Source organism: Ferruginibacter sp. SUN106, from assembly GCF_050611765.1.
GTDB lineage: Bacteria > Bacteroidota > Bacteroidia > Chitinophagales > Chitinophagaceae > Ferruginibacter.
In genome coordinates this window covers 26,621-41,064 of the sequence record NZ_JBODJC010000006.1, presented here as the reverse complement: position 1 = coordinate 41,064, position 14,444 = coordinate 26,621, and the positions used below count along the sequence as shown (strand labels likewise).

The 14,444-nt window shown below is 36.5% G+C and carries 16 protein-coding genes; 9 read left to right on the top strand and 7 right to left on the bottom strand.

What is annotated here, in order from left to right:
- Positions 1-16: 16 nt before the first annotated feature.
- The 4 genes from ACQ334_RS22465 to ACQ334_RS22450 form a co-directional block, all read right to left on the bottom strand.
- Positions 17-859, bottom strand: a complete 843-nt coding sequence (locus ACQ334_RS22465; RefSeq protein ID WP_430990529.1) for a prephenate dehydrogenase — start codon at positions 857-859, stop codon at positions 17-19.
- 12 nt (positions 860-871) lie between these two features.
- Complete coding sequence (locus ACQ334_RS22460) at positions 872-2,023, bottom strand: pyridoxal phosphate-dependent aminotransferase (protein ID WP_430990528.1); 1,152 nt, start codon at positions 2,021-2,023, stop codon at positions 872-874.
- 61 nt (positions 2,024-2,084) lie between these two features.
- Positions 2,085-2,924: a prephenate dehydratase gene (locus ACQ334_RS22455; protein WP_430990527.1), complete on the bottom strand. Its 840-nt coding sequence runs from the start codon at positions 2,922-2,924 to the stop codon at positions 2,085-2,087.
- A 298-nt stretch (positions 2,925-3,222) separates the two neighbouring features.
- Positions 3,223-3,429 (bottom strand): hypothetical protein, encoded by a 207-nt coding sequence (locus tag ACQ334_RS22450; RefSeq protein WP_430990526.1) that lies wholly within the window; start codon positions 3,427-3,429, stop codon positions 3,223-3,225.
- A gap of 137 nt (positions 3,430-3,566) precedes the next feature.
- Between ACQ334_RS22450 and ACQ334_RS22445 the strand changes: the two genes are divergently transcribed.
- Together ACQ334_RS22445 and ACQ334_RS22440 are read left to right on the top strand one after the other, a co-directional pair.
- Entirely contained in the window at positions 3,567-4,133 is a 567-nt protein-coding gene (locus tag ACQ334_RS22445; protein ID WP_430990525.1) for an RNA polymerase sigma factor, read from the top strand.
- Between the two features lies 1 nt (position 4,134).
- Positions 4,135-5,223, top strand: coding sequence for a S1 family peptidase (locus tag ACQ334_RS22440; RefSeq protein WP_430990524.1), 1,089 nt, complete (start codon positions 4,135-4,137; stop codon positions 5,221-5,223).
- Between the two features lie 77 nt (positions 5,224-5,300).
- On the opposite strand, the gene ACQ334_RS22435 is transcribed toward ACQ334_RS22440, so the two are convergent.
- Positions 5,301-6,197 carry a sugar phosphate nucleotidyltransferase gene (locus ACQ334_RS22435; RefSeq protein ID WP_430990523.1) on the bottom strand — a complete coding sequence of 299 codons (897 nt, stop codon included), beginning with the start codon at positions 6,195-6,197 and terminating at the stop codon, positions 5,301-5,303.
- Between the two features lie 82 nt (positions 6,198-6,279).
- Between ACQ334_RS22435 and ACQ334_RS22430 the strand changes: the two genes are divergently transcribed.
- Together ACQ334_RS22430 and ACQ334_RS22425 are read left to right on the top strand one after the other, a co-directional pair.
- Positions 6,280-7,188 carry a 1-aminocyclopropane-1-carboxylate deaminase/D-cysteine desulfhydrase gene (locus ACQ334_RS22430; RefSeq protein ID WP_430990522.1) on the top strand — a complete coding sequence of 303 codons (909 nt, stop codon included), beginning with the start codon at positions 6,280-6,282 and terminating at the stop codon, positions 7,186-7,188.
- 62 nt (positions 7,189-7,250) lie between these two features.
- On the top strand, positions 7,251-8,069 hold the full coding sequence (locus ACQ334_RS22425; RefSeq protein WP_430990521.1) for a hypothetical protein: 819 nt from the start codon (positions 7,251-7,253) through the stop codon (positions 8,067-8,069).
- 15 nt (positions 8,070-8,084) lie between these two features.
- Here the strand turns inward: ACQ334_RS22425 and lipB are convergent, their stop codons facing one another.
- Positions 8,085-8,831 carry a lipoyl(octanoyl) transferase LipB gene (gene lipB, locus ACQ334_RS22420; protein WP_430990520.1) on the bottom strand — a complete coding sequence of 249 codons (747 nt, stop codon included), beginning with the start codon at positions 8,829-8,831 and terminating at the stop codon, positions 8,085-8,087.
- A 118-nt stretch (positions 8,832-8,949) separates the two neighbouring features.
- Here lipB and ACQ334_RS22415 point away from each other — a divergent pair, with 118 nt between their 5' ends.
- The 4 genes from ACQ334_RS22415 (at position 8,950) to ACQ334_RS22400 (ending at position 13,201) form a co-directional block, all read left to right on the top strand.
- Positions 8,950-10,005 carry an RluA family pseudouridine synthase gene (locus tag ACQ334_RS22415; protein ID WP_430990519.1) on the top strand — a complete coding sequence of 352 codons (1,056 nt, stop codon included), beginning with the start codon at positions 8,950-8,952 and terminating at the stop codon, positions 10,003-10,005.
- Positions 10,006-10,029: 24 nt separating this feature from the next.
- Entirely contained in the window at positions 10,030-10,656 is a 627-nt protein-coding gene (locus ACQ334_RS22410) for a class I SAM-dependent methyltransferase (RefSeq protein ID WP_430990518.1), read from the top strand.
- Positions 10,657-10,737: 81 nt separating this feature from the next.
- Positions 10,738-12,360, top strand: coding sequence for a WG repeat-containing protein (locus ACQ334_RS22405; protein WP_430990517.1), 1,623 nt, complete (start codon positions 10,738-10,740; stop codon positions 12,358-12,360).
- Between the two features lie 91 nt (positions 12,361-12,451).
- Positions 12,452-13,201, top strand: a complete 750-nt coding sequence (locus ACQ334_RS22400) for an arylamine N-acetyltransferase family protein (RefSeq protein WP_430990516.1) — start codon at positions 12,452-12,454, stop codon at positions 13,199-13,201.
- A gap of 24 nt (positions 13,202-13,225) precedes the next feature.
- Here ACQ334_RS22400 and ACQ334_RS22395 read toward each other — a convergent pair whose 3' ends face one another.
- The gene (locus tag ACQ334_RS22395; RefSeq protein ID WP_430990515.1) at positions 13,226-13,870 is read right to left on the bottom strand and encodes a hypothetical protein; all 645 of its coding nucleotides are present in this window, start codon (positions 13,868-13,870) and stop codon (positions 13,226-13,228) included.
- Between the two features lie 229 nt (positions 13,871-14,099).
- Here ACQ334_RS22395 and ACQ334_RS22390 point away from each other — a divergent pair, with 229 nt between their 5' ends.
- Positions 14,100-14,426, top strand: coding sequence for a hypothetical protein (locus ACQ334_RS22390; protein ID WP_430990514.1), 327 nt, complete (start codon positions 14,100-14,102; stop codon positions 14,424-14,426).
- The last annotated feature ends 18 nt before the right edge of the window (positions 14,427-14,444 follow it).

The following is a 14,444-nucleotide window of genomic DNA, read 5'->3' as shown; positions in this document are numbered from 1 at the left end:
AGCTTCCAGGTACACATCACTTCAAAATTCTTTTTATTTTATTTGCATTCTCCATCAGCTCAATCAGATATTCTATATTCTCTTTTTCCAGGCTGGCTTTAAATTTTCTTAACTGCGAAATATGTTCATTTAAAACATCAAGTACATTTTCCCTGTTCTGCATAAATATGGGTGCCCACATGGCCGAATTACTTTTAGCCAAACGCACTGTGCTTTCAAAACCACCACCCGCCATTTCAAAAATCGCATCCTCTTCCTTTTCTTTTTCCAAAACGGTATTGGCCAACGCAAAAGAAGTAATGTGAGAGATATGGCTTACATATGCCGCATGTACATCGTGGTTGGCTGCATCCATGTAGATGATGTGCATGCCTAAAGCTTTGTAAATATTTTCTACTGTATCTAAAGCGATGGCATCAGTTTTCTCTTTTTCGCAGATCACACAGGCCCTTCCTGCAAAAGCACCTCTTACAGCAGCTTCAGGTCCGCTGTATTCTGTACCCCACATCGGATGCGTAGCTACAAATTGTTTCCTCACCGGGTGATCTTTCAATGCATCACACAAAGCAAATTTGGTGGAGCCTGCATCAACAACAATTTGTGTATCGTTTATCAAATCCATTACCTGCTGCATCACCGGTATGGTGGCATCAACAGGTATGGAAACATAAATAAGATCACTTTGCTTCACTGCTTCTTCCAAAGGCAATGCTTCGTCAATAATACCCAGTTCAATGGCTTTTGCTATACTTGTTACCGAGCGGCCCACACCAATAACTTTTTCAGCAATGCCTTTTTCTTTCAATGCCAGCGCCATTGAACCTCCTATTAAACCAACACCAACAACTGTGACTATCATAAACTTTTACTATTAATTCTTTATTCTTTTAATTGCAGCTTCAATATTTTCTTCTTTGCAACATAAGCTTACCCTTACATACTTATCACCTGCATTACCAAAAATGCCGCCAGGTGTAATAAACACATTAGATTCATACAACACTTTATCGCTTAATGCATAGCCATCTTTATAATTTGCAGGAATAGCAGCCCACACAAACATACCTGCCTGGTCTTTTGAATAGGTGCATTCCAATAAGTCCAGTAATTCAAATACTTTTTCTCTCCGCACTTTATAAATCGCATTGATAGAATCGTGCCAGTCTTTTTCTAAGGTTAATGCCTTTGCCGCAGCTAATTGCAATGGCAAAAACATACCACTATCCATATTGCTTTTAAAACGTAATACATCATCTATCTTTTCTTTTGCGCCGCATAAAACACCAATCCTCCAGCCTGCCATATTGTGCGATTTACTTAAAGAGTTTAATTCTATTACGCAATCTTTTGCACCAGCCACACTCAGCATACTCATTGGTGAATCATTCAAAATAAAACTGTAAGGGTTATCGTGAATGATAAGGATATTATATTTTTTCGCAAAGCTGATCAATTGCTCAAACATTGCTGTTGTAGGCAATTCTCCTGTAGGCATATGCGGATAATTGACAAACATTATCTTCACCCTTTTTACATACAAATTGTTTTCTATCTCCTTAAAATCAGGTAACCAGTTATTTTCTTTGGTAAGATTATATTCCATACATTTTCCACCTGCAATTGTTGCTGCACTTTTATAAGTTGGATAGCCGGGATTGGGAATTAAAACAAAATCACCTTCATTTAAATAGGTCATGCAGATATGCATAATCCCTTCTTTGCTCCCGATCAGGGGCAATATTTCTGTATCTGCATTTAACTCTACCTTATACCATTTTTTATACCATGCTGCAATTGCATTCCTTAAAACAGGGCTGCCCTTATAACTCTGGTAAGCATGTGTATTCGGTTTTGCGCTTTCTTCCTGCAGTACTTTTATTACATCAGGGTGTGGTGGCAGATCAGGACTACCGATTCCTAAACTGATCACATTCTTACCTTCCTTGTTCATAGCATCAATCTCTCTCAGTTTCTGAGAAAAATAATATTCGCCAATGCCTTCTAATCTTTTTGCTGTTTCCATATATTTTTATTCCACTAATTTTTATGAATGACACGAATTCTTTTAATTAGTGTCATTCGTTTTAATTCGTGTTATTGATCTTCCCGTTTTTATAAATCCCCAACACACTTAATCCTTCTGTTAATGGCTCTATTTTTTTTATTATGTTTTTAAATTGTGTTGCTGTTTCAAATTCCATATCAGCATGAAATGAATATTTAAAATCGCTGCCGGGTATTGGCATGCTTTGCAGTTTAGAAAGATTAATCCCTTCTTCTGCAATCTTTGTAAGCACTTTTGCTAAACTGCCTTTGGAGTGATCGGTAAAAAAATTAATGGAAGCTTTATCAGCACCTGCAATTTCTGTGGCAATATCCTGCCTTCGCAATACTAAAAACCTGGTGTAATTATTTTTCAGTGTGTGAATATTGGGCGCAATCATATTAAGCCCGTATAATTCACCCGCCAGCTTACTTGCTATTGCTGCAATATGTTTGCTTTTATGCTGATGGATATGTTTAGCACTTAATGCAGTGTCTTCTGTTTCCACCAGTTTCCAATTGTATTTATCTAAAAAGCCGAAGCATTGCTGAATGGCCATTGGATGAGAGTGTACTTCTTTAATATCTTCCAGTGATACGCCGGGATTCACCAAAAGGTTTTGTTTTATCTGTAGGTAAATTTCACCCACAATCTTCAAATTGCTTTTCAGCAATAAATTGTAATTGGGTAAAATACTTCCGGCAATAGAATTTTCTATGGCCATTACACCGCCGTCGCTTTGTTTTTTATCGGCAGCAATTTTTATTACTTCTTTAAAAGTGGTGCAGCAGATCACTTCGGTATCCTTGCCGTAAAACTGTTGCGCTGCCACCTGGTGAAAGCTGCCTTCAAAACCTTGTATTGAAACCTTTTTGGCCATAATAATTCTTTAAAACAAAAATCCCGGCCTTTTGAGCCGGGATTCTTTTTATGTTAGTCTGTTTAAAGTATTCAGTTTTAACAAAAGCATCCCGGCCTATTTATAAAATAGTAGCTAAAATAAAAGAAGCTATGGTTGCCTTTGTTCATCATTATGTGTCAAAAATAGTAAAACAAATTTATACCAGCAAAAAAAATCCCTCTTAAAAAAAAGAGGGACTTTAACGATTGCTTGCCAATAAAAACTTTTATACTCGACCGGCTAGTTTAAAACAAGCAACCAATTGCCGGTTATTGAATTACTTCTTAATTGTAGAATCCATTTTCTTAACAGTAGAATCCATTTTCTTAACAGTTGAATCAACAGCTTTAACTGTAGAATCAACAGCCTTAACTGTAGAATCAACAGCTTTTACAGTTGAATCACCAGCTGGAGCAGCAGAATCACCATTGTTACAAGCAGTAAAAACTGAAGCTACTGCGATTGCTAAAAATACTTTTTTCATTTTTGTTTGTTTAATTTTTAAAAATTATAATTTCATATTTATACTGGGATTTAAAAAAGGTAACCCATTGTTTTATTAATTTTTTTTTTCGTTCTTTTGGGTTACAAATAATCATTAAACGTATTAATATAAACCGGGTGAGTACTTTAGAAGAAGACAAACTGATATTAAAAGGACTGGCGGAAAATGACAAACAGGCCATTGAAACGATTTACCGGGCCAATTACGCTATGATTCAGGCATTTATACTGAATAATAACGGGACTTATGACGATGCCAGGGATATTTTTCAGGAAGCGATGATCGTTTTATTTGAAAAAGCCCGGACAGATAGTTTTGAACTGAGCAGCCAGATAAAGACGTATATATATTCAGTTTGCAGGAGGCTTTGGCTAAAAAGGTTAACCCAGATGCAACGTTACAGTGGCAACCTGGAGAATATGGAAGAGACAATACCGGTGGAAGAGGAACTGGAAAACCATGAAAAACGCAATGCCGACTTTACTTTAATGGAAACAGCCATGAGTAAAATTGGCGAACCCTGTAAAAGCCTGTTGGATGCTTATTATATACAAAAGAAGCATATGCAGGAAATAGCAGCAGATTTTGGCTATACTAATGCTGATAATGCAAAAACACAGAAGTATAAATGCCTGATGCGATTGAAAAAATTATTCTTTGCACAATATAAAAATGGACAATAAGATGGAGGACATAGTATTATTAGACGCTGTTGAGAGATATCTTAGAGGAGAGATGTCTGCTGAGGAAAGAGCCTATCTGGAAGAAATGCGTAAGAGCAACCCTGAGATTGACCAGATGGTAGTGGAGCATACTTTCTTTTTAAATGAAGTAGACAAATACAGCAGCACCAGGAATTTTAAACATTCACTGGTAGAAACTGAAGCCAAATTAACTGAAGAAGGAGTTATCAGCCCCTCTCATTTACAAGGCAAAGCCAAGGTGGTTTATTTCTGGAAGAAGTACAGGCGCATTGTTGCCGTAGCTGCAAGTATTGCAGGCCTTGTTTCAATTCTTACCGCAGGCTTAACCTCAGTGTATAATAGCAATAAATCAAACCCTGATTTTGAAAGATTAAGCAGAAAACTGGACGCCGTAAATAAATCAGTTAGAGAAACTAACAATAAGCTGGACGATGTAAACACTAAGATTAAACCGGAGCTTGTACCTGTTTCAGGTGGTACTGGTTTTTTAATAGATGGACAAGGTTACCTGATTACCAATGCACACGTGCTACAGGGCAAAACAATTATTGCAACAAATGAAAAAGGCCGCCAGTTTGTAGCTACAGTTTGCATGCAGGACAACACCAGGGATATTGCAGTATTAAAAATTGATGACAAAGATTTTATTCCTTATAAATCCCTGCCTTATGGTATCAGTAAATCTGTAAATCTTGCAGAACCTGTTTATACAATGGGGTATCCTAAAGAAGGTATTGTATATGGTGAAGGTTATTTAAGCAGTGAGACTGGTTACCAGAATGATACCCTTTCTTACCAGATCGCTATTGCTGCCGATCACGGAAACAGTGGTGGTCCCGTTTTAAACAAGAATGGCGACGTAATTGGTATTTTAAGTGATAAATCAGCCGGGGGTGGTGTGTATGCCGTAAAATCAATGTACATATTTAAAACTGTTGAAAATCTAAAAAAAGATTCTACGTTCGCTAATATTAAACTGAACGCTACCAATAGTATTAAAAATTTAACCAGGGAAGACCAGGTAAAGAAAGTGAACAGTTGTGTTTTCTTAATTAAGAGTTACCAATAAAACAGCTTGAGCAAAAAGCGAATTATAAAAAAGGTCCCGAAAATTTTCGGGACCTTTTTATGTAGTAACATTTTATCTTACCATAAAGAGGAAGGATATTCTGCATCTGCCACCAATTTATCAATACTTGCTTTTACAACAGGCGCATCTTCTTTATAAGTAACCCCAAACCATTGTGAAGAGCAAGGAATTACCTTGATAGTACCATCCTGGGTGGAAACAAATTCATCTCCGATAAGCGGTATAAAAAATTCTGCCTTAATGTTGTGGCTGTTATCTTTAACAAACTGGTGAAATAGTTTTTCTGTTGCCGGAAAAACTGATTGGTGAAAGCACCAGAAATTCATCGATACGCTTGAATCAAAAGGCACTTCATGTTTACCATCTTCATCTTCGTATACAATGGTATCCCCTTCCCTGTATATTTTTGTTCTTTCTTTAATACTCACTAAATTATTATCAGCATCTACCTGGCAAACACCACGACTTACGGTGCCATGTTCACTTAAAGTTTTTGCCAGTTCGTAACCAATGATTGAATAGGTTTTTTCATTGCATGCATTATTTAAAAATGCTGCTGCTTTTACAAAGGCATCGCTGCCATAAAAATCATCTGCATTAATAACAGCAAAAGGTTCTTTAATTACATCTTTGGCGCATAAAATAGCATGGCCTGTGCCCCACGGCTTTGTTCTGCCTTCAGGAACAGGCATTCCATCCAGGTGAGAAGTCATTGCCTGGTAAACATATTCTGTTTTAATTTTTCCCTTTAATTTAGGTTCAAAATTGGCTTTAAATCCCTCCGCAAAATCTTCCCTGATGATAAAAACCACTTTACCAAAACCTGCACGTATGGCATCGTAAATAGAATAATCCATGATGGTTTCGCCACTTGGGCCAAAGCCCTGTGTCTGTTTCATACTTCCATAGCGGCTTGCCATGCCAGCAGCTAAGATCAATAGAGTTGGTTGCATTGATAACTTAAATTAAAAATGAAAAATTAAAAACCGATTTTTGTGCAACGAAATTACTATAAACCGATAAGTTATCATCAAAATGCCGTTTAATATTTTAAATGCTCCCATTGAATTGCTAACTGATGACATGCTGCTTCAAAAAAACATATCCCTTTCGGTATTAAGGTTAGATAAAATTCACCCGGTAGTATCAGGAAATAAATTGTTCAAGCTTCATTATTTTTTAGCTGAAGCACTGCAATCGCCACATAAAACAATCCTCAGTTTTGGAGGTGCTTATTCTAATCACCTGGCAGCTACTGCTTTTGCATGCCAGGCTAATGGTTTAAAAAGCATTGGTATTGTAAGAGGAGAAATGCCGGCCGTACTATCCTCTACATTACAACAATGCATGGATTATGGCATGCAGTTAAAATTTATTTCCAGGGCAGCCTATTTAAAAAAAGAAAGCACCCATTTTATAACTGAACTACAAAATGAATTTGGGGAAGCTATTGTTATTCCTGAAGGTGGCTATCATACTGCTGGTGCCAAAGGAGCTGCACTAATTGGCAAACTGATACCTGCAAACATGTATACTCACATATGCACGGCCGCAGGAACGGCTACTACAACTGCAGGTTTATTGCAGTGTGCTGGAGAACAACAGGAAATTATAAGTGTTCCCGTTTTAAAAGGGATGACCGATATAGCTGAAAGAATTTATTCACTTAATGGTAAAGAGGCTTCGCAAAAACACCTGAAGATCTTCAACGAATATCATTTTGGTGGCTATGCAAAAAAAACTCCCGGATTAACCGGTTTTATGAATCAATTGTGGCTGCAACAGCAACTGCCAACAGATTTTGTGTACACGGCAAAATTATTTTTTGCTATTTACGATAAGTTAAAACAAGGTTATTTTTACCCCGGAAGTAATATTCTTTGCCTGCATACAGGCGGTTTACAGGGCAACAATTCTTTACTGCCGGGTACATTATTATTCTAATTTGTAACATCCCTTTATATTTGTGTTACAAAATTTTTCAGGCTTATCCTCGTTTTACTATTATGCAAAGGATCTCCTTTTTATTTATTCTTATTTTTAATCTTTTTGCCGTTACCCTTACAGCACAGAAAACCCTGCCCGATATTACCGTAAAAAACCTTAATGGCCAGATCATTGTAAGCTGGGTAAATAATTATAAAGTTCCTGTTACCACTATTAATATTCAACGCTCTTACGATAGTTTGAAAAATTATTCTACCATTGGTTCGGTTCTCAATCCGCAGAATATTGAAAATGGTTATGCCGATAGCAAACCTCCTTATAACAAAATGTATTACCGGGTGTTTATCTCTTTCGATGGTGGCAGTTATATCTTCAGTAAAGTTGCAAGGCCCGTAAAAGATGTGGTTGAAGTAGTTGAAGATACTGCCGTAAACAGCAACAATAACGGTACTGCGGCACAACAGCCTGCACCTGATACGTCTTTCCCGTTTTTAATACGAGGCAGAGATAAATCGGCAGTGCAAACGATCAATGACCCCAAAAATAAAGATCCTAAAAGTATTCAGCCCAAGACAACGTTACCCGCCATTAATAATCCTGATCTTATTACTTATCCCAGCAGGCGTATTTTTACTGCAAAAGATAATAATGTAGTTATTTACCTGCCGGGGGCAGAAACTAAAAAATACATGGTGAAATTTTTTGAAGAAAATGAAACACCTCTTTTTGAATTAACCAAACTACATGAGGATTACCTGATAATTGAGAAAGTAAATTTTGTGCATGCCGGCTGGTTTCATTTTGAAATTTACGAGAACGGTAAACTCATTGAAAAGAATAAATTCTTTATTTCCAAAGATGGAAAAGTCAGTAATTAAAAATCAGTTATCCAATTATTGGTTGGCTTTAAAAACTTTTTCAAAATTACCCCTGATCTTTTCTTTTACTTCTTCATAGTTAACCTGGTGCCCCAATTCTCTTTCGATTGAAGTGACCTGTTTGTTTTGTATACCACAGGGAATGATATTATTAAAATAACTGAGGTCGGTATTAACATTTAATGCAAAGCCATGCATGGTTACCCAGCGGCTGCAGCGTACACCAATAGCACAAATTTTTCTTTCCTTACCTGCAATACCGGGTTCAATCCATACGCCGGTTTCTCCGCTGCTCCTTTCGCCTTTTATACCATATTCAGCAATAGTTAAAATAATTACTTCTTCCAGGTTGCGGAGATATTTACCAATGTCGGTATAAAAATTTTCCAGGTCTAAAATGGGATACCCTACCACTTGCTGCAAGCCATGAAAAGTAATATCTCCCCCCCTGTTGGTATTAAAAAACTGAATATCATTTTCTGCCAGTTCCGCTTCGCTCATCAATACATTGCTGATATTACCGCTTTTGCCTAAAGTATATACTGCAGGATGTTCGCAGAAAAGAAAAAAGTTGGTTGTTGTGAGAGGCGGTGAGTCGTGAGTGGTGAGTGGTGAGTCGTGAATCATCACTGTGGCTTCCTGCGCTTTTCTGTTAGCCGTTTTTATGGCAACATTCTGCTGCAGCAGTTCTTCCTGGTAATCCCAGGCGGTCTTATACTCAATAATTCCCAAATCTTTAAATATCACTTTGCGCTTATCCACTGCAATGTTTTAATTTGCAAAGATAAAAAGGATTTATGATGTTTGAATTATGATTTAGGATATTGGGGCTACCAGTAACACTAACTAATCCCTAAACCTCTAAACTTCTAAACTAATTATGAAACAGGAAGAAAATATAGAAGAGATAGAATCCAGTGACTCTGAAGAGTTATACGAAAAACTGGTGATTACCATTACTAAAGGCCAGGAGCCTTTGCGCATTGATAAATTTTTAATGAGCCGTATTGAAGGCGCCACCCGCAATAAAATTCAGCAAGGCATTGATGATGAAATGGTTTTGGTAAATGAGAAGCCGGTAAAAAATAATTACAAAGTAAAAACAGGCGATAGAATTGTAGTGTATGATGACCGCTCGCCTGAAATATCAGAGATTATCCCGGAAAATATCCCGTTGAATATTCAATATGAAGATGACGATATCCTGATCATCAATAAACCGGCAGGAATGGTAGTGCACCCGGGAAGCGGCAACCCCAACGGCACATTGGTAAATGCAGTGGCATATTATCTGCAGCAGCAAAACCCTAACATTGATGAAACAGAATTAAATCGTTTTGGCCTGGTGCATCGCATTGATAAAAATACCAGCGGTTTATTAGTAATGGCAAAAAATAAACATGCTATGACGCATTTAGCCAAACAGTTTTTTGACCATACTGTACACCGCCGTTACATTGCATTGGTTTGGGGAGATTTTGATACAGAAGAAGGCACTGTTATTGCACATGTGGGAAGGCATTTGCGTTTTAGAAAATTATTTACTGCTTATCCCGATGGCGACCATGGCAAAGATGCCATCACCCACTATAAAGTTTTAGAACGTTTTAATTATGTAACTCTGGTGGAATGCAGATTGGAAACAGGACGAACTCACCAGATACGTGTGCATATGCAACTGATAGGCCACCCACTTTTTAATGATGATTTTTATGGCGGTGACAGAATTGTAAAAGGAACAGTATTTACCAAGTACAAACAGTTTGTAGATAATTGTTTTGAATTATGTCAGCGCCAGGCATTACATGCAAAAGAGTTAGGTTTCATTCATCCCGCCACAAATGAAAAAATGTTTTTTGAAAGTGAAATGCCGGAAGATATGAATGCAGTGATTGAAAAATGGAGAAAGTATATCGGGCATAAAGCGCATGAATAGTTTACAATAATATTTTTTAGGATCATGGATACAAGACAAGCTTATAACGTTTGGTCGCAACAATACGACACCAACAATAATAAAACACGTGACCTTGAAGCACAGTCATTAAGATCGGTTTTATCTGCTATCCAATTTGACACCTGCCTTGAGATTGGTTGTGGTACAGGAAAGAATACGGAATGGTTAATTACAAAAGCCAAACAAATTACTGCTGTTGACCTATCGGAAGAAATGCTTGCAAAAGCGAAAGCAAAAATTAATTCCCACACAGTACAATTTATACAGGCAGATATAACAGGCTCGTGGTCGTTTGCTTCAATACAATATGACCTGGTAACCTTTAGTCTGGTATTAGAGCATATCCAAAACCTTGATCATATTTTTAGTGAAGTGTCCAGATCTTTAGCCACTGGTGGCTATGTATATATCGGCGAACTACATCCTTTTAAACAATATGCCGGCACTAAGGCAAGATTTGAAACCAAAGAAGGCTTACAGGTAGTAGACTGCTATACCCACAATATTTCTGAATTTACACAAGCTGCAAAAAAATATGGGCTTGCTATTGCAGATGTGAATGAATATTTTGATGATAATGACAGTACTACTATTCCAAGAATATTGACAATACTTTTAAAGAAGTTATAATTCCAGAATGTTGCCTCTTTAAGTTTTTAATTAAGTAATTAACAAAATGGTTTTAGAATAAAAATTGAACGAGATAAGACAATGAAAAATATTTTTTTTACTGCCACCTTAATCCTCTTTACATTTTCACCCTTTATTGTTTTTTCGCAGCCTACCAAACAATGTAATTCTTATCTTGATCAGGAGACTAAATACATTTTTGACAATTTTATTCCTCAAGGCGAATATTTACTGGATGCATACAAAACATGTTTACGTTATAACAAGGACAGCCTCTCAATTAAAAAATTAAGCAACCTCGATTTTTTTGACATCATTTCTGTTTCAAAAGATGGCCTGGGCGGATGGGGCAGAAACCGGGCTGACCGGAAGCTATATTTGATAGACCAAAACTTTAAGGCTATTAAAAAATTACCTGAAGCATTTAGTTACCTGCCTTTTGAAGGCAACTATTCAATTTTTTTTGGAAATGATATGATGCATGGTGTTATCAATCCCAAAGGATCGATTGTTATTCCCTCAGTTTATAACGATATTTATTTAGCAACTGCAGACAAATGGGTAGTGATGAGTAAAACCAAATGGGGAATAATTGATAAAAATGCAAAGTTTACAGTGCCTTTGATTTATGATGATGCAAAACTTTTTAACGAAGGGGTTATTGCAGTTAAAAAAAATGGAAGATATGGTTTTGTAGACGAACATAATAAAACTACAATTCCATTCACCTACGAATCTGCAGGTTCATTTTCCGATGGTGTGGCACCAGTGAAGTCTGCAGGGAAATATGGTTATATTGACAAGGCAGGAAAAATAAAAATCCCTTTTGCATATGATGAAGCAATGGATTTTTTTCATCAATCAGCCGGAGTAAAACTAGATGGGAAATGGGGACTTATAGATTTAAATGGTCAATTACTATCAGGCTATATATTTGATGGACTTCGCTCTCTTTATAACTCCGAACTTATCCAGGTATACAATAATGGAAAGACCGGATGCATCAGCATAAAAGGAGAAATTATTCTGGAGCCTGTATATGACGAAATAGGAGTAATGAGCAATGGCTTTTTAAGATTGTATAAGGACGGGGCAGCAATGATCTACAATACAAGAAACAGAAGCTTTTGTAATAACAAATATGAAATCATGGGGCAATTCTTTTATGATGGAGTTGCTTTTTTTAAAAGAAATGGAAAGTATGGATTTATTGACACCACATTTAAAGAAATCATACCTCCTGAATACGAACTTGTTAATGATGTATTTCTTGATGGCCTGGCCAGGGTAAAGAAAGATGGAATGTCTGGATACATCAATAAGAAAAATGAAGTGGTTATCCCTATCAGTTTTGATATAGAATACGATCATAAAGCAGGTGTTTTATTACTAAGAAAAAAACTCTCCTCTTATTTGTTTACCACTTCGGGTAATTTAATAACTGAACTTCCAAAAGATTTTAAAGTTACTGATGGGTTTTACAATGGATTAGCTCGCTTTACTAAAGGGTTAGGTTATGGATTTATAGATCAGGAAGGGAAGGTAATTATTGAGGCAAAGTATGAAATTCTTCCGCAATATCATACAGGAAAAATACCGGCCCGCTTAAACAAATTGTGGGGCTGCATAGATCGGGAAGGAAAGGTAATTGTTCCTTTTATTTATGCTGATGAAGAAAGTGCAAGATCACATATATCAAACTAATACTTTTGTTTGAACGCAAAAAAAAAACTGTCGCTTATTCTGTCTTGTTTTGAAATATCCTGACAGAATCTAAGCCGCTATAAAAAATTCAATGAACATCAAACAATACCTGGAAAGAATTGGCTATGAAGGCCCGGTGGATATTACATTTGAAGTACTCTCACAACTTCAATACATGCACTTAATGCATGTGCCGTTTGAAAACTTAGATATCCACTACAATATTAAAATCGACCTTTTGCATTTGTACGATAAAATTGTTACCAGAAAAAGAGGTGGCTTTTGTTATGAATTAAATGGATTGTTTTATGAGTTGCTGAAAGAAATTGGCTTTACTGTAAAAATGGTTTCGGCAAGAGTGTATGATGGTAAAAAAGAGTTTAGCCCGGAATTTGACCACCTGGCTTTGATAGTGAAAATAAACGAATACAACTATCTTGTTGATGCAGGATTTGGTGAATTTTCATTGCAACCCATTTTAATAGCACCGGGTAAGGAGACTAATGACCCCAGAGGTATTTTTAAAATTGAAACCTTCGATGGCAATTATATGCTGGTAACAAAAAAGGATACTGAAGAAAATTTTGTTCCTGAATATATTTTTTCAGAAAAGGAAAGGCTGCTGAATGAATTCCAGGAAATGTGTAATTACCACCAATCAGATCCTGCATCTCATTTTATGCAAAAAAGAATTTGTTCCTTACCCACCAGCAATGGCAGAATTACTTTAACTGGAGACATTTTAAAAATAACTGAACAAGGTGTAATCACAGAAAGAAAATTAAATACTGAGCAGGAAGTTAAAAAAGAATTATGGAATCACTTCGGCATACAACTTTGATAACTCCTGCTGTTATTATAATCTTTAAAAAGTAGTTGAATTTGCGGCCAGCCCCGAGCGTCCTGTTACAAAAAGACGGATCGTTCCTGCAGGCGGATAAATATTACCAGGATCGCTTCCCTTACTTCTTACATACAATGTATTTTGCAGATTCTGTATACCGCTTGCTGTTAAAGTACCACTAAGCACATTAAATTGTTGTACCGTAATACCTGATGGCGTTATTGTTCTTAATAAAAAAATAGAAAACTTGTTGCCACTTCCCGAAATATATGTAGAGACCGGTGTTGAACTTAATGTTCCTGCAGGCATTGCTTTTTGTTCCACCATAATAGTGAATGCAGCATTATCCTGGGCCGAAAACCTGAATTTATAATCTGTAAAAATGGTACCGGCAAAATTTCCCGGAGAATTATCATAAGTGCAGCTATCTGGTGTCATCAGGTAAATACCGTTAACAAGAGGAGGTGTTGTTCCGGAATACACATTCACACCAACAGCACGTAAAGAATCGATCATACTCTTAGGCGCTATATTGCTTATTTGAGCAGGAAATGTTTCAGTGTTACCATTAGTATCCGTATTACTGCTTTTTTTGCAGGACGTAAAAATAAAAACTGAAACTATCATTAAAACAAATAACTGAGCTGCATTGCGTTGGGTTATCATGCGGTTTATTTTTTGTGCTGAATAATTTAAAATCAAAATTATACTTCAGGCATCAGCAAGTCAATACCCAATTTATAGTACACAAAAAAATTGCAATAAGGTCCCGATAAAAAATTTACAGCGTAAGTGTATTCACGATAGTTATTCCGCATGCCATAGCCGGCAAGACCAATTGCGATTTACCACAGTTCAAACCTTTGCCGTACTTTTGTTCTCTATCACATAAAAAATGAATTCTACCACCACTGCATTAAACGCACTATTCAACAGGATCCCACGCCGGCATTCTCCGGACAATGTAAAAGACATCAACAGTATTTTAACCGAATATGAAGATCTTTTAATTACCATTGAAGCAGTGAATTCCTTTTATGAAAAAAGTACACCCCCATTTTTTGATGACCTGGAAAGCATAAGGACAACCATAAAAAAATCAAATGATAACAAAGCTTCTAAAAAAAATAAAGACAATTTTTTTGATGAGGCTTCCGGCATGTTGAAAGACAGCATGCAATTACTAATAGAAGTTTATGCTGATGGCAATAAGACCACATAAAAAAATGAATTATTTTTA